The sequence below is a fragment of the Plantibacter sp. MPB07 genome (assembly GCF_046619465.1).
GTDB lineage: Bacteria > Actinomycetota > Actinomycetes > Actinomycetales > Microbacteriaceae > Plantibacter > Plantibacter auratus.
The window spans coordinates 107,108-125,760 of record NZ_CP177043.1; the positions used below are offsets into that span (position 1 = coordinate 107,108).

16 protein-coding genes are annotated in these 18,653 nt (G+C 70.9%); 14 read left to right on the forward strand and 2 right to left on the reverse strand.

All coding sequences use genetic code 11. The annotated features are described in order from the left end of the window. Positions 1-109: 109 nt before the first annotated feature. Positions 110-679, forward strand: a complete 570-nt coding sequence (locus tag ACLIME_RS00505; RefSeq protein ID WP_411557964.1) for an NUDIX hydrolase family protein — start codon at positions 110-112, stop codon at positions 677-679. 107 nt (positions 680-786) lie between these two features. Here the strand turns inward: ACLIME_RS00505 and ACLIME_RS00510 are convergent, their stop codons facing one another. Beyond that, positions 787-1,281 (reverse strand): GNAT family N-acetyltransferase, encoded by a 495-nt coding sequence (locus ACLIME_RS00510; protein ID WP_079705213.1) that lies wholly within the window; start codon positions 1,279-1,281, stop codon positions 787-789. Between the two features lie 109 nt (positions 1,282-1,390). Continuing rightward, the gene (locus ACLIME_RS00515) at positions 1,391-2,974 is read right to left on the reverse strand and encodes a DEAD/DEAH box helicase (RefSeq protein ID WP_194644046.1); all 1,584 of its coding nucleotides are present in this window, start codon (positions 2,972-2,974) and stop codon (positions 1,391-1,393) included. A 478-nt stretch (positions 2,975-3,452) separates the two neighbouring features. Between ACLIME_RS00515 and ACLIME_RS00520 the strand changes: the two genes are divergently transcribed. The 13 genes from ACLIME_RS00520 (at position 3,453) to ACLIME_RS00580 (ending at position 18,621) form a co-directional block, all read left to right on the forward strand. After that, a complete protein-coding gene (locus ACLIME_RS00520; protein WP_411557965.1) occupies positions 3,453-5,471 on the forward strand; it encodes a glycoside hydrolase family 127 protein in 2,019 nt (672 codons plus the stop codon). A gap of 78 nt (positions 5,472-5,549) precedes the next feature. Further along, the gene (locus ACLIME_RS00525) at positions 5,550-7,244 is read left to right on the forward strand and encodes an ABC transporter substrate-binding protein (protein ID WP_079705216.1); all 1,695 of its coding nucleotides are present in this window, start codon (positions 5,550-5,552) and stop codon (positions 7,242-7,244) included. A gap of 45 nt (positions 7,245-7,289) precedes the next feature. After that, the gene (locus ACLIME_RS00530) at positions 7,290-8,225 is read left to right on the forward strand and encodes an ABC transporter permease (protein ID WP_064294392.1); all 936 of its coding nucleotides are present in this window, start codon (positions 7,290-7,292) and stop codon (positions 8,223-8,225) included. Then, positions 8,222-9,217: an ABC transporter permease gene (locus ACLIME_RS00535; RefSeq protein WP_411557966.1), complete on the forward strand. Its 996-nt coding sequence runs from the start codon at positions 8,222-8,224 to the stop codon at positions 9,215-9,217. Before ACLIME_RS00530 ends, ACLIME_RS00535 begins: the two co-directional genes overlap by 4 nt. Then, positions 9,214-10,095, forward strand: coding sequence for an ABC transporter ATP-binding protein (locus ACLIME_RS00540; RefSeq protein WP_079705219.1), 882 nt, complete (start codon positions 9,214-9,216; stop codon positions 10,093-10,095). The genes ACLIME_RS00535 and ACLIME_RS00540 overlap by 4 nt, the downstream gene beginning before the upstream one ends. Beyond that, positions 10,092-10,970, forward strand: coding sequence for an ABC transporter ATP-binding protein (locus tag ACLIME_RS00545; RefSeq protein ID WP_411557967.1), 879 nt, complete (start codon positions 10,092-10,094; stop codon positions 10,968-10,970). The genes ACLIME_RS00540 and ACLIME_RS00545 overlap by 4 nt, the downstream gene beginning before the upstream one ends. Then, complete coding sequence (locus ACLIME_RS00550) at positions 10,967-12,280, forward strand: alpha/beta fold hydrolase (protein ID WP_411557968.1); 1,314 nt, start codon at positions 10,967-10,969, stop codon at positions 12,278-12,280. The genes ACLIME_RS00545 and ACLIME_RS00550 overlap by 4 nt, the downstream gene beginning before the upstream one ends. Next, positions 12,277-13,767 carry an aminopeptidase P family protein gene (locus tag ACLIME_RS00555; RefSeq protein WP_411557969.1) on the forward strand — a complete coding sequence of 497 codons (1,491 nt, stop codon included), beginning with the start codon at positions 12,277-12,279 and terminating at the stop codon, positions 13,765-13,767. The genes ACLIME_RS00550 and ACLIME_RS00555 overlap by 4 nt, the downstream gene beginning before the upstream one ends. Before the next feature lie 41 nt (positions 13,768-13,808). Next, positions 13,809-14,486 (forward strand): GntR family transcriptional regulator, encoded by a 678-nt coding sequence (locus tag ACLIME_RS00560; protein ID WP_064294279.1) that lies wholly within the window; start codon positions 13,809-13,811, stop codon positions 14,484-14,486. 118 nt (positions 14,487-14,604) lie between these two features. Continuing rightward, entirely contained in the window at positions 14,605-15,801 is a 1,197-nt protein-coding gene (locus ACLIME_RS00565) for an NAD(P)/FAD-dependent oxidoreductase (RefSeq protein WP_411557970.1), read from the forward strand. Beyond that, the gene (locus tag ACLIME_RS00570; RefSeq protein WP_079705223.1) at positions 15,801-16,151 is read left to right on the forward strand and encodes a (2Fe-2S)-binding protein; all 351 of its coding nucleotides are present in this window, start codon (positions 15,801-15,803) and stop codon (positions 16,149-16,151) included. The genes ACLIME_RS00565 and ACLIME_RS00570 overlap by 1 nt, the downstream gene beginning before the upstream one ends. Next, positions 16,148-17,665: an FAD-dependent oxidoreductase gene (locus tag ACLIME_RS00575; protein ID WP_411557971.1), complete on the forward strand. Its 1,518-nt coding sequence runs from the start codon at positions 16,148-16,150 to the stop codon at positions 17,663-17,665. The genes ACLIME_RS00570 and ACLIME_RS00575 overlap by 4 nt, the downstream gene beginning before the upstream one ends. Before the next feature lie 41 nt (positions 17,666-17,706). Next, positions 17,707-18,621, forward strand: coding sequence for a dihydrodipicolinate synthase family protein (locus tag ACLIME_RS00580; RefSeq protein WP_064294275.1), 915 nt, complete (start codon positions 17,707-17,709; stop codon positions 18,619-18,621). The last annotated feature ends 32 nt before the right edge of the window (positions 18,622-18,653 follow it).

Genomic DNA, 18,653 nt, shown 5'->3' on the forward strand with positions numbered 1-18,653 from the left:
GCGCGCGGTCGCGTGGCCCCGTATGATCCCGTCGCGCGTCGGGCGCGGTGTCCGGTCGAACCGCCGCCCGCCTGGATCGCCGCTCGGCTCCATACGGTATGAAGGAGCTATGAGCGTTCGTACCCCTGATTCCAACCCGGAACCCGATCTCCCCGGCAATTCCAATCCGGGCTGGCTGTCGGACGTCGAGCTCGAGGAGATCCGCCGCCGGCTCCCGCTGCTGTACGTGGAGGCCGTGCCGGTCCGCGTCGACGGCTTCGGCGTCGTCACCGAGGTGGGCGTCCTGCTCCGGGCCACGGCGCTCGGCGAGATGACGCGCACGCTCGTCTCCGGTCGCGTCATGTACGGCGAGACGATCCGCGACGCGCTCTTCCGCCACCTGGAGAAGGACCTCGGTCCGATGGCGTTCCCGCTGCTCCCTGCGTCGCCCGTGCCGTTCCAAGTGGCCGAGTACTTCCCGTTGCCCGGATTGTCGCCGTACTCCGACGACCGGCAGCACGCCGTCGCGCTGGCGTACGTCGTCCCGGTGACCGGCACCTGCGAACCCCGCCAGGACGCGCTCGAACTCACATGGATGACACCTGAGGCGGCGTCCTCCGACGCGATCGCCGCCGAGATGGAGGGCGGCCGCGGCACGCTCCTCCGCGCGGCCCTCGCCTCCGTCGGCCGGCTGCGCTAGCCCTTCGACAGGCTCAGGGACCGGGGGAGTGGCTCAGGGACCGGGGGAGCGGCTCAGGGACCGGGGGAGCGGCTCAGGGCCCGGATAAGGGCTCAGGGACCGATGCGTCAGCGGGTGTAGCGGACCTCGTCGATCATCTCGCCGAGGAACGGCTCGGTCTTGGCTCCACCGTCGAGGACGAACCCGTTGCGCTGGTAGAAGCGGTGCGCACGCGGATTGTCCGCGGCGACCCACAGGAATGACGGCTGACCGTCGGGGATGGCGGCGTCGAACAGCTGCTGACCGATGCCGGTCCCGTGGAATGCGTCCAACAGGTAGATGAAGTACAGCTCGCGCTCACGGGGTGCGTCCTCGTCGCGGGCTGGGCCCGAACCCGAGAAGCCGACGATCTCGCCGTCGACGAGCGCTGCGAAGTGCGTGTACTCGGGACCCTGCGCGGCCCAGTGGGTCCACAGCTCGGCCATGCGGCGTGGTGACAGCTTCGCGAGGGTGGCCGAGCTGATGAGGTGGTCGTAGGTCTCGTGCCAGCACGTGGCGTGCACACGCCCCAGCGACTCAGCGTCGACGTCTCGGATGGGGCGGACGACTGCGGTGGCGTTCATGGTGGAACCGTATCCCGAGCGCCCCCGTCTCGCGAAATCGAGTGGGTCCGCCAACGGCGAAGCGCCGCCCACCCTGCGGTGGACGGCGCTTCGTTCGAGCGGTTCGCTGCTAGTTGCCGCTGGACGCGCGACGGTTGGTCCGGGGGCGCGAGGACTCGGCGGGAGCGCCCGAGTTCGCGGCGTAGCCGGTGCTGTAGTGCGTGCGGCTGCCACCGGTGGCGGCACCGGCGCCTGCACGGGCGCCGCCCGAGCGACCGGCGCCGGAGCGCTGACCGCCCTGACCGCCGTTACCGCCGGCGGGACGACCGCCACGACGACCGCCGCCGCCCTGGCCGCCCTCGCGAGGAGCGCTGTCGCGGCTCGCGCCGGCGCGGGCACCGTCGCGGTCGCGGTGACCGTTGCCGAGGCCGTTGCCGTCGCGGGCTGCACGCTTACGCTGCGCGTTCGCACCCTGCGAGCGACCACCACCGCCCTGCTGCTGCACGGCCGCGCGCGGCGCGGGCTTCACGTAGGCGGCGACGTCGCCGATGAGCTCGAGGACCGCCGGGGAGGTCGCGGTGACCGCCTGCGGGGTGACGTTGATCTCGGCCTTGCGGAGGAGCTTCTTGAGATCCTCCATCTGGCCGGGGATCGCGAGGGTGACGACGTCACCGGCGCTGCCTGCACGAGCCGTGCGGCCCGAGCGGTGCAGGTACGCCTTGTGCTCGGTCGGCGGGTCGACGTGGATGACGAGTTCGACGTCGTCGACGTGCACACCGCGGGCGGCGACGTCGGTGGCGACGAGCACCTTGGCGGTCCCGGCGCTGAAGGCAGCGAGGTTGCGGTCGCGGGCCACCTGCGAGAGGTTGCCGTGCAGGTCGACCGCGGGGATGCCGGAGTCGGTGAGCTGCTTCGCGAGCTTCTTGGCGTGGTGCTTCGTGCGCATGAAGAGGATGCGACGGCCGCTACCCGAGGCGAGGGCCTGGATGAGGTCCTTCTTCGACTCGACCGAGGGGGTCGTGAAGACGTGGTGGGTCATCGCGGCGACGGGCGAGTTCGCCTCGTCGACGGAGTGGAGCACCTCGTTCTGCAGGAACTTGCGGACGAGCTTGTCCACGCCGTTGTCGAGCGTCGCGGAGAACAGCAGACGCTGCCCGCCGCGAGGCGTCTTGTCGAGGATGCGCGTGACGACCGGCAGGAAGCCGAGGTCGGCCATGTGGTCGGCCTCGTCGAGGACGGTGATCTCCACGGCGTCGAGGTTCACGAAGCCCTGCTTCATGAGGTCCTCGAGGCGGCCGGGGCAGGCGATGACGATGTCGACGCCGGCGCGGAGCGCCTCTTCCTGACGCTTCTGCGAGACGCCGCCGAAGATCGTGGTGGTCTTCAGCGAATAGGCGTCGGCCAGCGGCTGCATGACCGCGGCGATCTGGGTGGCGAGCTCGCGCGTCGGTGCGAGGACGAGTCCGAGCGGGCGACCCGGGCGGCGCTTGCCACCGGCGAGGGCGCCGCCGAGACGGGCGACCATCGGGATGCTGAAGGCGAGGGTCTTGCCGGAGCCGGTCTTGCCGCGGCCGAGGACGTCGCGTCCGCCGAGGGTGTCGGGGAGCGTGTCGATCTGGATGGGGAACGCGCTCGTCTTGCCGTCCTTCGCGAGGGAGGCGACGAGCGGTGCCGGGACGCCGAGGGCGTCGAAGGTGATGGTTGCTTCGGTCATGGGTGTGTGTCTCTTTCAGGCACGGCCACGAGCTTCGATGACGGCTGCCGGCGCACTCGTGTGCGGTAGCGGGCACTGCCGGGATGACCACGCACGTGATGACTCACGTGGATGGTACGGCGTGCTTCCGTCGGCGTCGTCGCTGGTGGGAGGTGGCGAAGGCGCAGGTCGCGCATCCGTTCGCCGTATGAAGTGTCATCGACCCTGGCATGCACCGCTGGGTGCCGTGCAGGGGAGAGAGGGAGCGTTCTACGACGCAAGCGAGTACCGCACCGGATGGCGCGATCGCACGCAAGTTCCTCCAGCGTAGCGCATCCGGCGAGGAGTCTGCTGGGAGAGGCGCGTTACGGCTGTGTTTCCATCTCCTGGAATCGGTCGTCGGCGCTTGACACCTCGCTGGAGCAGGTGAGTAATGTGTCACCCACCACAAACCCGGATCCGTGTACTGTGTCACACGGTACAGAAAGGCCTGTCGCCCATGAGCTTCGACGAAGACGCCCGAGCAGCGAGCACCGCGGTGCACGCGGGAGGCCGTTACGCCGCCGTCGCACCGATCGCGGGAGTCCGCATCCCGCTGGGCGCCGGACAGGTCGCGCTGGGAGATGGCGAACTCGGTGCGTGGCAGCGTCGGAACCGCGACGCCACCGTCCCGCACTCGATCGAGCAGCTCCGCCTCGCCGGCAACCTCGACAACCTCGCCCGGATCGCCGACCAGGGGGACGGCACCTCACGCTTCCGCGGGCGCTACCCGTTCCTCGACACGGACGTCTTCAAGACCCTCGAAGGCCTCGCCTACCTGCTCGCCGAGGACGAGGTCGTCGGGGCGGCACCCGGCGATGTCCGCGACTTCTACGAGGAGGCCGTCGGTGTCATCGAAGCCGCGCAGCGCGAGGACGGGTACCTCAACTCCTACTTCCAGGCTCCGGAGATCGAGAAGGAACCCTGGGAGGACCTCGCCTGGGGCCACGAGCTGTACAACCTCGGGCATCTCATCCAGGCAGCGGTCGCCGCGAAGCGTCGTCTCGGCGACGACCGTCTGCTGATCGTCGCCCGGGCGTTCGCCGACCTCGCCGTCGAACGGTTCGGACCGGACGGCGACCCGCAGGTGTGCGGGCACCCCGAGGTCGAAATGGCCCTGGTCGAGCTGTTCCGTGAGACCGGCGTGCCGTCCTACCTCGAGCTCGCGACCGCGTTCGTCGACCGACGCGGCCACGGCACGGTCGAGCTCCGGGTCTTCCCCGCCGAGTACTTCCAGGACTCGGCCCCGCTGCGCGACCTCGACTCCGTGACCGGACACGCCGTCCGCATGGCGTACCTGGCCGCCGGAGCGACCGACGTCGCCCTCGAACGCGGCGACCAGGAGCTGCTCGCGTCGCTGCAGCGGCTCTGGGACGACATGGTGGAGACGAAGCTCTACCTCACGGGCGGCCTCGGGAGTCGACACTCCGACGAGGCGATCGGCGACCGCTACGAGCTGCCGTCCGAACGCTCCTACAGCGAGACGTGCGCGGCGATCGCCGTGATGCAGTGGGGCTGGCGCCTGTACCTCGCGACCGGGTCGGCGGCCGTCCTCGACACCGTCGAGACCGTCCTCTACAACGCGTACGCCGCCGGCCTCTCCGCGGACGGCATGGCCTTCTTCTACGACAACCCGCTGCAGCGTCGCCCTGACCACCTCCAGCGGTCGGGGGCGGAGGCGGACGGCGAACTCCTCCGGCGGGGCTGGTTCGGCTGCCCGTGTTGCCCGCCGAACATCGTGCGCTGGACCGCGGAGCTGCAGGATCACCTCGCGACGTCGACCCCCGCCGGTGTCGAAGTCGCCCACCTCACCGCGGCGTCGATCGCGACCGAGCGGCTCTCCTTCACCGTCGACACCGCGTATCCGTGGGACGGAGCGGTCACCGTGACGGTGGACACCGCCGCCGACGACGAGGTCGAGCTCGCGATCCGCATCCCCGCGTGGGTCGTGGGCGGCTCCATCCGCATGGGCGGATCGGCCGCGCCGCTCGAACCCGTCGACGGATGGGTCCGTGTCCGGCGCTGGTGGCGTGCGGGCGACACCGTGGAGCTCGACCTCCCGATGCCCGTCCGGGCGCACGGCGCGCACCCCTCCGTCGACGCCCTCCGCGGCTCGATCGCCTTCGCCCGCGGACCGATCGTCTCCTGCGCCGAGCAGCAGGACACGACGGCGGACCTCGACCTCCTGCGGTTCTCCGGAGCCGACGCGGATCGCGCGGTCGTCGAGCACCGTCGGATCCTGGACCGGGAGGGGATCGACGCCATCGCGCTCCTCGTCCCGGCGACCGTCGACGCCCCCGCTCCGGCCGTGCTCTACCCGATCCTGTCCGGGGCGCCCGACACCGAGCCCGCCACGGCACCGCTCGCCGCGGTCGCGACGACGGCCTCGGTGACACAGACCACCGCGACCCTCATCCCCTACGCCCTCTGGGGCAACCGCGAACCGGGTGCCATGCGCGTCTGGTTCCGCTCCCACTGACCTCCTCCCGTCCCCCGACCCCGCTCCACCCTCTCCACCCGCGGGCGACCCGCCCGATCGACACGAAAGCAGAGCGTCATGAAGCAACGATTCTCCATCCCCGCCCTCGCGGCGGCGGCCGTCCTCCTCCTCGCGGGGTGTACCTCCGCGGGTTCCGGCTCAGGAGGTGACGGACCGTCCAGTACCCCGGTGAAGGGCGGCACCGTCGACGTCCTCCTGAACGCGGACTTCTCGCATCTCGACCCGGTCCAGGGCTTCGACGGCGGCGTGAACAACTTCTACCGCCTCATCTACCGCACGTTGACGACGCAGTCCACGGGCGAGGGCGCCAAGGGCACCGAGATGGTCCCCGACCTCGCGACCGACCTCGGCACGGTGAGCGACGACGGCCTCCAGTGGACGTTCACGCTCAAGGACGACCTCAAGTTCGAGGACGGCACGCCGATCACGAGCAAGGACGTGAAGTTCGGCGTCGAGCGCTCCTTCGACCCGGCCATCGCCGTCGGATCGCCCTACGCCCGCCTCACGATCGCCGGCACGGACTCGTACGAGGGCCCGTACATCACGGGTGACCTGCCGTCCATCCAGACGCCGGACGACCAGACCATCGTCTTCACGCTCAAGGAGCCGTTCGCCGACTTCGCGAGCGTCGTCGGGCAGAACAGCTTCACGCCCTTCCCCGCCGACACCGAGCGGGTGACGACGACGAGCCTCGACAAGATGCCGATTGCCTCCGGCCCCTACAAGGTCGACAGCTACGAGCGCGGCTCGCAGCTGAAGCTCGTCCGCAACGACTCGTGGGACCCGAAGACGGACGACGTCCGCAAGGCCTACCCGGACGGCTTCGACTTCACCTTCGGCCTCGACGCCTCGACCATCGACGAGCGCATGATCGCCGGCCAGGGTGACGACGCGAACGCGATCGCCGGGTCCGTCCAGGCAGCCTCCATCTCCCGGATCCAGACGCCGGCACTCAAGGCACGCACCATCGCCGGCCTCCAGGGCTGCACCACGTACATGGGTCTGAACACGACCAAGCCGAACATGGACAACCCGCTGGTCCGCCAGGCCATCGCCTACGCCATCGACCGCGAGTCGGTGAAGGACGCCTCGGGCGGATCGCAGCTCGCGGACATCGCGACCACCATGCTGCCGCCCACCGTCGCCGGCCACACCGAATTCGACCTCTACCCGAGCAAGGACAACGCAGGCGACCCGGAGAAGGCCAAGGAACTCCTCGCCGAGGCGGGCCTCCCCGACGGCTTCTCCTTCACGCTCGACATCCGCAGCCAGCCCAAGATGCAGGCGCAGGCCGAGGCGGTGCAGCAGGCGCTCGCGAAGGCCGGCATCACGGTGAACTTCAACCTCATCGACACCTCGACCTACTACGAGGTCATCGGCACGACGTCGCAGCAGAACGACGCCGCCATCACCGGCTGGTGCCCGGACTGGGCCTCCGGCTCGACCTTCCTGCCGCCGCTCTTCGACGGTTCGCAGATCTTCCCGAAGGGCAACTCGAACATCGCGCAGCTGAACGACCCCGCCGTCAACGAGCGCATCGCCGAGATCCGCGCGATGACCGACACCGACGAGGCCAACGCCGCCTGGGGCGCGCTCGACGAGCAGATCCAGAAGCTCGTGCCGACGGTGCCGCTGCTGTTCGAGAAGACGGTCATGGTCGTCGGAGCCAACGTCGCCGGTGCGTACTCGCACGCCGGGTACTCGGGTGGCATCGACTACGTGTCCGTCGGCCTGTCCTCGGCCGGCAAGTAGTCGGAAAGCCGGTAGCCGCAGATGTCGTCGTCCGTTCCCAGTGAGCTGACCACCGTCGCCGAGGAGGTGGGTGCGCCGGTCGGCGCGCCCACCCCCGCGCGGCGGGTGATCGCCACCCTCCGTTCCAGCCCACCGGTGCTGCTCAGCGTCGCGTTCATCGTGCTCGTCGTGTTGCTCGCGATCCTCGCCCCGCTGATCACCGCGATCAGCGGCTGGGGTCCGTACACCTTCGACAAGTCGGCGGTGGACTCCGACCTCGGCGGCGTGCCGATCGGCAACCTCGGCGGGATCTCCGCCGAGCACTGGTTCGGGGTCGAACCCGGGAACGGACGCGACATCTTCGCGCGCATCGCCTTCGGTGCGCAGGTGTCGCTGTCGATCGCCGTCTCGGCGACGATCGTCACCACCGTGCTCGGCGTCGTGCTCGGCATGCTCGCCGGCTTCTACGGCGGGTGGGTCGACCAGGTCGTCTCCCGCGTCATGGACTTCCTCATGGCGTTCCCGTCGCTCATCTTCATGATCGCGCTCCTGTCGGCCCTGCCCGCCGGCAACCGACCGGTCCTGCTCGTCGTCGTGCTGAGCCTCTTCGGCTGGCCGTACACCGCTCGGGTGGTGCGCGGTCAGGCGATGTCGCTGCGGACGAGCGAGTTCGTCGAATCGGCGCGTGCGTCGGGCGCCGGGGGCATCCGCATCGTCTTCCGCGAGATCCTGCCGAACCTCCGCGGCACCATCATCGTCCTGGCCACCCTCGCCGTTCCCGGTTACATCGGCACGGAGGCGGGCCTCTCCTTCCTCGGTGTCGGCGTCACCCCGCCCACGCCGAGCTGGGGCCAGATGATCGCGACCGCGGTCGGCTGGTACGCGGTCGACCCGATGTACTTCCTGATCCCCGGCACCTTCCTGTTCCTCACGGTGCTTTCCTTCACCGTGCTCGGCGACCGCCTGCGCAAGGCCCTCGACTCGGGAGACGCCGCCTCATGACCCTCTACCTCCTGCGCCGGATCGCGTCGGCGATCGGCATCCTGCTGCTCATCAGCCTCTTCACCTACGTCATCTTCTTCCTGCTGTCGCCCGACCCGGCGGTGCAGATCTGCGGCAAGACCTGCACCCCCGACCGCATCGACCAGATCCGGGCACAGCTCGGGCTCGACCAGCCGTTCTGGCAGCAGTACCTCGAGTTCATCCGGGGGATCGTCATGGGTCGGAGCTACGGGAAAGGCACCTCGGCGGTCTCCTGCGCGGCGCCGTGCCTCGGCTTCAGCTTCCAGACCAACGAGTCCGTCCTGGACATGATCACCGCGCGCTTCCCCGTGACCGCGACGGTCGCGATCGGTGCGGCGGTCCTCTGGCTGCTCGTCGGCGTCAGCGGTGGCCTGCTCAGCGCCGTCAAGCAGGGGACCGGCTGGGACCGTGGGGCGATGATGGTCGCGCTCGCCGGCATCAGCCTGCCGAACTACTTCCTCGCGCTCCTCCTGCAGTACGTCCTCGTGGTGCAACTGCAGATCCTGCCGTTCCCGCAGGCCGTGCCCTTCGCCGAGGACCCGGTCCGCTGGTTCCAGAACTACCTCATGCCGTGGATCGTGCTCGCCCTCGGCTACGCGTCGATGTACGCGAGGCTCGTCCGGGCGAACGTCATCGACACCCTCGGTGAGAACTTCATGCGGACCGCCCGGGCGAAGGGCCTGCCCGCGCCGCTCATCCTGCGCCGCCATGCGCTGCGCCCGGCGCTCACGCCCGTCGTCACGCTCTTCGGCATGGACTTCGCGGGCCTCCTCGGGGGCGCCCTCATCACCGAGACGGTGTTCGGATTGAACGGCGTCGGCAAGCTCGCCGCCGACTCGATCGCGAAGAACGACCAGCCCGTCATCATGGGCGTCACCCTGCTGGCCGCGTTCTTCGTGGTCATCGGCAACGTCGTGGTCGACGTCGTGTACACGTTCCTCGACCCGAGAGTGAGAGTGAAGAGCGCATGAGCCCCACCGTCACCAGGACCATCTCCCTGCCCGTCCCCGGGGCGGCGCTGCTCGAGGTCGACGACCTCACGGTCACCTTCCCGACCACCTCCGGCGACATCGACGTGGTGCGGAAGGCGTCGTTCGCCGTCCAGCACGGCCAGACCCTCGGCATCGTGGGCGAGTCCGGCTCCGGCAAGTCCATGACCTCGCTCGCGATCATGGGACTGCTCCCGAACGGCGGGCGCACGACCGGCAGCGTCCGGCTGAGCGGACACGAGCTCGTCGGTCGCAGCGACCGCGAGATGCGGCGGGTGCGCGGCGATCGGATCGCGATGGTCTTCCAGGACCCGCTCTCCTCGCTCAACCCGTACTACACCGTCGGACTGCAGATCGAGGAGGCGTACCGCGCCCATCGCGGCGGCTCCCGGAAGGCCGCCAGGGCCGTCACGATCGAGGCCCTCGAACGGGTCCGCATCGCGGACGCCTCCCGGCGGGTCGACCACTACCCGCACCAGTTCTCTGGCGGCATGCGGCAGCGCATCATGATCGCCATGGCGCTCTGTCTGGAACCCGACCTGCTCATCGCGGACGAACCGACGACGGCGCTCGACGTCACCGTCCAGGCGCAGATCCTCGACCTCCTCTCCGAACTGCAACGGGAGACCGGTGCCGGCATGATCTTCATCACCCACGACCTCGCCGTCGTCAGTCAGGTCGCCGACGACGTGCTCGTCATGCGCGGCGGCGACCCCGTCGAGATGGGCACGGCCGAACAGATCTTCTCCCGACCACAGGCGGCGTACACCCGGGCGCTCCTCGACGCCCTCCCGCGGATCGACGACCCGTTCACCGAGCGACCGACGGCACCCGCCACGACCGGAGAGGGACAGGCATGAACGATGCACCAGTGCTCCTGCAGGCCACCGGGCTCACGAAGGACTTCACCACGAGGGGCGACGGCGCGTTCCGCGCACGCACCACGCAGTTCCGCGCCGTCGACGACGTCCGGTTCGCCGTCCGCGCCGGCGAGACGCTCGGCATCGTCGGGGAGTCGGGCAGCGGCAAGTCGACGACCGCGCGGATGATCGCGAAGCTCATCGAACCGACCGCCGGCACGATCACCTTCGACGGCGAGGACGTCACCACTGCGCGTGGGCCGGCGCTCGCCGCGTTCCGGGCGAAGGTGCAGGTCGTCTTCCAGGACCCGTTCTCCTCCCTCAACCCGAGGCACACCGTCGAGCGCATCGTGTCGGCACCGCTCGACTACCAGGGCATCACCCCGAAGCAGGGCAAGCGTGCCCTCGTGCGCGACCTGCTCGACCGCGTCGGCCTGAACCCCGACCACCTCCAGCGCTACCCGCGGCAGTTCTCCGGCGGCCAGGCCCAGCGCATCGGGATCGCCAGGGCGCTCGCCGTCTCCCCGAAGCTCGTGATCTGCGACGAGGCGGTGTCGGCGCTCGACGTGTCGGTGCAGGCACGTATCATCGACCTGCTGCGCGACCTGCAGGCCGAGCGCGGTCTGAGCTACCTGTTCATCGCGCACGACCTCGCCGTCGTGCGGCAGATCGCGCACGACGTCGCAGTCATGCACCGGGGCAAGGTGGTCGAGCAGGGTGACCGCGAGGCGATCTTCGACCACCCGCAGGACGAGTACACGAAGACCCTGCTCGCCGCCGTGCCCACGATCGACCCGAGCTGGGAGGCCGCGCGTGCCACCATGCTCGAACAGGAGCGGACGCACGGACCGGCCGCCGGAAGGACACAGGCATGACCCACCGCACCACCACCTCCCTGCTGCCGGGGATCCACGTGACCGACCACACGGTCGACGTCCCGCTCGACTGGCGACGGCCCGACGACGGCCGCACGATCAGCGTGTTCGCCCGCGAACTCGTCGACCCCCTGCGTCGCGACGAGCAGCTCCCGGTCCTCGTGTTCCTCCAGGGCGGACCGGGCGGCAAAGGCCCGCGTCCGGTGTCCAGGGACGGCTGGATCGCCGAGGCCCTCCGCACCTTCCGCCTCGTGCTGCTCGACCAGCGCGGCACGGGCCGGAGCACCAGGATCGACGGCCGGTCCATCGCGGCCGTCGGTGACGCTGCCGCACAGGCCGAGTACCTGGAACGCTTCCGGGCAGACTCGATCGTCGACGACGCCGAGTACCTGCGCCGCACCGTCTTCGGAGGCCGTCGCTGGTCGACGCTCGGTCAGAGCTACGGCGGGTTCCTCACCCTCACCTATCTCTCGCGAGCCCCGGAGGGACTGGCCGCCTGCTACGTCACCGGCGGTCTGGCGGGCATCCACCCGTCGGCGGCGGAGGTGTACCGCCGCACCTATCCGCGCACCGAGCGCAAGAACCTGGCCTTCGCCGAACGGTACCCTCAGGACATCGACACCGTCGCGCGGATCGCCGACCGCCTCGCCGCCGAGGAGGTGCTCCTGCCGGACGGCGACCGACTCACCGTGCGGCGCTTCCAGAACCTCGGGATCGACTTCGGGATGAAGCCCGGCTACGAGCGCCTCCACTGGCTGCTCGACGAGGCGTTCGACAGCGGCGACCACCTGAGCGACACCTTCCTGGCGCAGGTCTGGGGGAGGACGTCCTACGTCGACAACCCCCTCTTCATCGCCCTGCAGGAGAGCATCTACGGTGCCGCCGGCTCGGGGGCGACCGCGTGGGCGGCGCAGGCCGAGCGCGACGCACGGCCGGCGTTCGCCGAGACGGCCAGGCCGCTGCTGTTCACGGGGGAGATGGTCTACCCCTGGATGTTCGAGGAGATCCGCTCGCTCCGACCCTTCCAGGGCGCGGTGGAGCGACTGGCGGCCAAGACCGACTGGGACCCGCTGTACGACCCCGCGGTCCTGGAGGCGAGCACGGTGCCGCTCGCCGCGGCCGTGTACTTCGACGACATGTACGTGGACGCGCAGCTGCAGTTGGAGACGGTCGACGTGGTCGGCGGGGCGACCGCCTGGGTCACGAACGAGTACGAGCACGACGGGATCCAGGACGCCGCCGTGGTGCGCCGCCTGTTCTCGATGGTGGACGAGCGCGGCTGCCGTCGCGCGGATGAGGAGCAGGCATGACCGACACACAGCAGCAGGCACCCGAGCAGACGGCGGGCCTCGCGCCGGCCACCACGGAGGCACCCGCCACGTCCATGCCGCGCCCGGCGAACCCGGACCCGAAGCTGCCCCGCCTGGCCGAGGTGCCGGCGTTCCGCGAGTTCCTCGGCACCGGCTGGGGCACCCCCGACCGCACGCCGCCGGTCGAGCCCGGGATCGCCGCGGCCGCAGCCGAGCACCGTCGTCGGCTGGGCGAGGCCTTCGTCGGGCGGACACTCGTCGTCGCCGCCGGACGCGCGCCCGTCCGGGCCAACGACTCGAACTACGACTTCCGCCCCGACAGCGACTTCTTCTGGCTCACCGGCTGCTCCGCCGAGGACGCGGTCCTCGTGCTGCGTCCGAGCGGCGCCGGTCACGACGCGACGTTGTACATCCCGGCACCGGCGCACCCGGGCGAGACCGGGTTCTTCGCCGACGCCAACCACGGTGAGCTCTGGGTCGGCTCCGCGCCGGGGCCGGCCGACTGGTCGGCGGTCCTCGACCTCCGCGTCGAGGTGCTCGCCGCGCTGCCCGACGCGCTCCGAGGCGTCGACCGACCGCTCCTCGCGGGAACCTTGACCTCGCGGCATCGCGCGCTCGAGCCGCTGACGGTCGCGCCGGAACTCGGCCGCGTGCTCTCGGAACTGCGCATGATCAAGGACGAGTGGGAGATCGCGGAGCTGCGGCGAGCGGTCGACGCGACCGTCGGCGGGTTCTCCGCCGTGATCCGGGAGCTGCCGACGGCCGTCGCCGGCGGGGGTGAGCGTTGGCTGCAGGGGACCTTCGACCGGCACGCCCGCACCACGGGGAACGGCCCCGGCTACTCGACCATCGTCGGCAGCGGCGCGCACGCACCCACGCTCCACTGGGTGCGCTGCGACGGCCCGGTCCGCCCCGAGGACGCGATCCTGCTCGACATGGGCGTGGAGACGCGTGCGTTCTACACGGCGGACGTGACCCGCACCTTCCCCGTCTCGGGCACCTTCAGTCCGGAGCAGCGTCGCGTCCACGACCTCGTCGAGGCGTCCCACCGCGCCGGGATGGCCGCCGTACGCCCGGGCCGCGACTTCACCGACTTCCACCACGCCGCCATGGAGGTCATCGCGCAGGGACTCCACGACTGGGGCCTCCTGCCGGTGTCCGTCGACGAGGCTCTGAGCCCGGTCGGGCAACAGCACCGGCGGTACCTCGTGTGCGGCATCGGTCACCACCTCGGCCTCGATGTCCACGACTGCGCCAAGTCCTCCTACGAGGCCTACCAGGGCGGCTCGATGGCGCCCGGCATGGTGCTCACGGTCGAGCCGGGGCTGTACTTCCACGCCTTCGACGAGACGGTTCCGCCGGAACTGCGCGGCATCGGCGTCCGGCTCGAGGACGACCTGCTCGTGACGGCCGACGGCGCCGAGGTGCTGTCGGATGCGCTGCCCATCGACGCGTCGGGCATCGAAGCGTGGATGTGCGCCCAGTAACCTGAGCGGACCGTGGTGGGAGACGAAGGATGGGAGTCGCGATGAGCATGTCGGCGATCCGACCGGCCGAGGAACGGCTGAGCCTGCGCGCGCAGGTGGAGCGGGCGGTGTCCGCGGCGATCATCTCGGGCGAGCTCGCTCCGGGGACGATGATCTCGGTACCGACGCTGGCGGTGCAGTTCAACGTCTCGGCGACCCCGGTCCGCGAAGCGATGCTCGACCTCGAGAAGCGCGACTTCGTGGAGGCGGTCCGGAACAAGGGGTTCCGCGTCACCGTCGTGAGCGAGGCCTCGCTCCGCAACACGGCGCAGATCCGCCAGCTCCTCGAGCCGCCCGCGATGGCGGACCTGGCCGAGGTCTTCGACCACGGGTCGCTCCCCGAGCTCCGGCAACAGGCTGACGACATCGTGGCCGGTGCCCGTGACGGCGACCTGACCCGGTACCTCGAAGCCGACCAGGCGTTCCACCTCGCGCTCACCGCGAAACTCGGCAACCCGCTGCTCGTCGAGCTCGTCGCGGACCTCCGCGGACGCACCCGGCTCGTGGGGTTGGCCGCCATGCTCGATTCGCAGCAGCTCGACCGCTCCGCCGTGGAGCACCACGAGCTCCTCGACGCCCTCGAGCGGGGTGACGGGGTCGCCGCTCGCGAGCTCATGCACCGACACATCGGGCACACCACCGGCTGGTGGGCCGGCAAGCCCGAATCCGACGCCGAGTAGTCCCTGGCGTGCGTGCGCGGACCTCGACCAGGATCCGCGATCGTGCACGCTTGCCTGTTCAGTGAATGTGTGACACATTACTGAAAGCCCTTCCCCGCATCGACCGAGAGGACCGCACGTGACCCGCATCGTCATCGTCGGCGCCGGCATCGTCGGTGCGGCCTGCGCGCGGATCCTCGCCCGACGCGGTGCCGAGGTCGTCGTGCTCGACCGTTCGGCGGCCGCCGGCGGCACGAGCGGCTCGGGGGAGGGGAACCTCCTCGTCTCCGACAAGGGGCCCGGCCCCGAACTCGACCTCGCGCGGTACGCCTCACGCCTCTGGCCCGTCGTCACCGCCGAACTCAGCGCCGAACTGGGACCGACCTTCCCGAGCATCGAGTTCGAGCGCAAGGGCGGCATCGTGGTCGCCACCACCGAGGCCGGCGCGCAGCCCCTGCTCGACTTCGCCGCCGCCCAGCGCGCCGCCGGTGTCGACGCCAGACCCCTCACCGAGGACGAGCTGCTCGCGGCGGAGCCGTCGATCACCCGCTCGTCCACGGCGGCCGTCCACTATCCCGAGGACGCACAGGTCCAGCCCGTCATCGCCACGGAGGCCCTGCTCGCCTCGGCCCGGCGTGCGGGCGCGATCGTGCGCACCGGCGTCACCGTGACGGGCGGCGTCCGGAGCGCGACCGGTCGCCTCACGGGTGTCCAGACCTCCGTGGGCGATGTCTCGGGCGACGCGGTCCTCGTCTGCGCCGGACCGTGGTCGGCCGAGCTCGGCGACCTGCTCGGCGCACCCGTCCCGGTCCGTCCCCGTCGCGGCATGGTGCTCGTCACCACCCGCATGCCGCACCGCGTGCACCACAAGGTCTACGACGGCGACTACTTCGGTGCCACGCAGTCGAGCGACGCCTCGCTCCAGACCTCGAGCGTCGTCGAGTCCACCGCCGCGGGCACGGTCCTCATCGGCTCGAGCCGACAGCAGATCGGATTCGACGCGCGTCTCGATGTCGACGTGCTCCGCGAGGTCGCGGCGAAGTCCCTGCGCCTCTTCCCGTTCCTCCGCGACGCCTCGGTCATGCGCAGCTACGGCGGCTTCCGGCCGTACATGCCCGACCACCTCCCGGTCATCGGCCCCGACCACCGTGTCGACGGCCTGTGGCACGCGACGGGCCACGAGGGCGCCGGCATCGGACTGGCCCTCGCGACCGCTGAACTGATCGCCGCCCGCCTGCTCGGTGGATCCACCGACCTCGACGACGCCCCGTTCCAACTCGACCGCCCGGGGCTCGCCCCGCACCTGCGCGTCGACCGGCCGGCGGAGGTGGCCTGATGGTCTCGAGACGACTGCCCGCGACGAACGACCGGATCCTGCCCGGCACGGAGGACGCGCTGCGCATCGACCTCGACGGGACGCCCGTCGACGGACTCCGTGGACAGACGATCGCCGGGGTCCTGCTGGGCTCCGGCGTCCTCGCCTGGCGCCGCACCAGTGGGTCAGGGAAGCCACGCGGCGTCTTCTGCGGTATCGGGGTCTGCTTCGACTGCATCGTCACGGTGAACGGCCAGCGGGACGTCCGTGCCTGCCAGCGTCGCGCCGCGGACGGCGACCGCATCGAGACACAGCACGACGCCCTCCCGGAACCCACGACGGAGAACGACCCGTTCGGGGACCGGACATGAGCGCCCGGCAGCGCGAGGTCGTCGTCGTCGGCGCAGGGCCAGCCGGCCTCCAGGCCGCGCTCGCCGCCCGGGCGCTCGGCGCCGCCGTCACGCTGCTCGACGCCTCGGACGAGCTCGGCGGTCAGTACTGGCGGCACCTGCCGGCGAGCCGGCCGTCGGAAGCCGAGGCCTCGCTGCATCACGGGTTCGAGCGCTTCGTCGCCATGCGCGCGGCGCTCGACGCCGACGACGGCTGCACGGTGATCACCGAGGCGCAGGTGTGGGCGATCGACGTCGACCGCGCCGCCGCCGACCACGGCTCCGACGACACCTCCGGGGCGACCGGCCTGCGCCTGCACGTCCTCGTCGGACTGCCGGACGGCACCGACCGCACGCCCCTCACCCTCCGGCCGGACGCGCTCGTCCTCGCGACCGGCGCGCACGACCGCACGCTGCCGTTCCCCGGCTGGGACCTCCCCGGCGTCTTCTCGGCCGGTGCTGCCCAGGCCCTCGCGAAGGGCGAGCGGGTCACCGTCGGTCAGCGGGTGGTCGTGGCCGGTGCCGGACCGTTCCTGTTGCCGGTGGCCGCGTCCCTGACCGCGACCGGATCACGCGTGCTCGGGGTCTACGAGGCCACGACCGTCGGCGGCCTCGCGAGGGGCTGGCTCCCCAAGGCCTGGCAGCTGCTCGGCGTGACCGGGAAGGCCGGTGAACTGCTCGGCTACGTCGGCGGCCACCTCCGCCACCGGATCCCGTACCGCGTCGGTCACGCGGTGGTCGCCGCGCACGGCGCGGACCGGGTCGAGCGCGTGACCATCGCCGCCGTCGACGCCGACTGGTCGCCGATCCCCGGCACCGAGCGCACGGTCGAAGCGGACGCCGTGTGCGTCAGTCACGGGTTCACCCCGCGGCTCGAACTGCCCGTCGCGGTCGGCTGCGCGCTCACCGAAGCCCGGTTCGTCCAGGTCGACGCCGAGCAGCGCACGAGCGTCCCGACCGTCTTCGCGGCGGGGGAGATCACCGGGATCGGGGGTGTCGACGCCGCGCTCGCCGAGGGCGCGATCGCGGGACACGCTGCGGCCGGCGGCCTCCCCGGTGCCTCCGGGATCCGCGCCGCCGTGAGCCGACGCGACACGTTCCTCGCCTTCGCCGACCGGCTCGAACGTGCCCACGGCATCCGCGCCGGCTGGAGCGACTGGCTCGACGACGACACCACCATCTGCCGCTGCGAGGAGGTCGACTACGGCTCCCTGCGAGCGACGGCGACCGCCACCTGCGCGACCGGTCTGCGCTCCCTCAAACTCAGCACGCGTGCCGGGCTCGGGATCTGCCAGGGCCGCATGTGCGGTCGCACCGTCGAGGAGCTCCTCCACCGCGTCGCCTCCGAATCCGGCGGTGACGGCCTCATCGACGGCGTCTCGAGCGACCGTCGGCCCATCGCCTCCCCGCTGCGCATCGGCGAACTCGCCGCGCAGGCACCGGGACACCCTCCCCACGAACCGCCGTCGACCCCGACGGCCGAACACCCAGGATGACCGACCGGTCTCCGCACCACTCCCTCGGAAAGGAACCACCCATGGCCAAGCAGTTCGACCTCGGCGGCGTCATCGTCGCGACCACCCTCGCGTTCAAGGAGGATGCCTCGGCGCCCGCAGGCCTCGCCGTCGACTACGACCGCTTCGCCGAGCACTGCAACTGGCTCATCGAGAACGGTTGCCGCGGCGTCGGCCCGAACGGCTCGCTCGGCGAGTACTCGTCGCTGACGGACGCCGAGCGTCGCAAGGTCATCCAGGTCGCGGTCGACACCGTCGGCGACCGCGGCCTCGTCGTCGCCGGGGTACACGGGGTCGGCTGGCACCAGGCCCAGCAGTGGGCCGAGTACGCGAAGGAGGACGGCGCGGACGGCGTCCTGCTCCTGCCGCCCACCATCTACCGGGCGAACGACGACGAGGTCATCGAGCACTACAGCCGCGTGGACGAGGTCGGCCTGCCGATCATGGCCTACAACAACCCCATCGACACCAAGGTCGACCTCACGCCCGACCTGCTCGTCGAGCTCGCCAAGCTCGAGCACGTCGTCGCCGTGAAGGAGTTCTCGGCCGACATCCGTCGGGTGCTCGAGATCCAGGACAAGACCGACCTCGACGTCATCGCGGGGGCGGACGACCTCCTCTTCGAGTCCCTCGTCGCCGGCGCGGTCGGCTGGTTCGCCGGCTACCCGAACGCCTTCCCGCGCGAGGCCGTCGAGCTGTACACGCTCGTCACCTCCGGTCGCGTCGACGAGGCCCGCACCCTCTACCGCGAGCTCGTGCCCGTCTTCGGGTGGGACTCGAAGACGGAGTTCGTCCAGGCCATCAAGCTGTCGATCGACATCGCCGGCGAGAGCTACGGTGGTCCGACGCGTCCGCCGCGCGGTCCGCTGAACGCGCTCCAGACGGAGCAGGTCACGACGCAGACGCGTCGCGCGCTCGACTACCTCGCGGCACGCTGAGCCCGACGGCCGACGCGACACCCCGACCACGA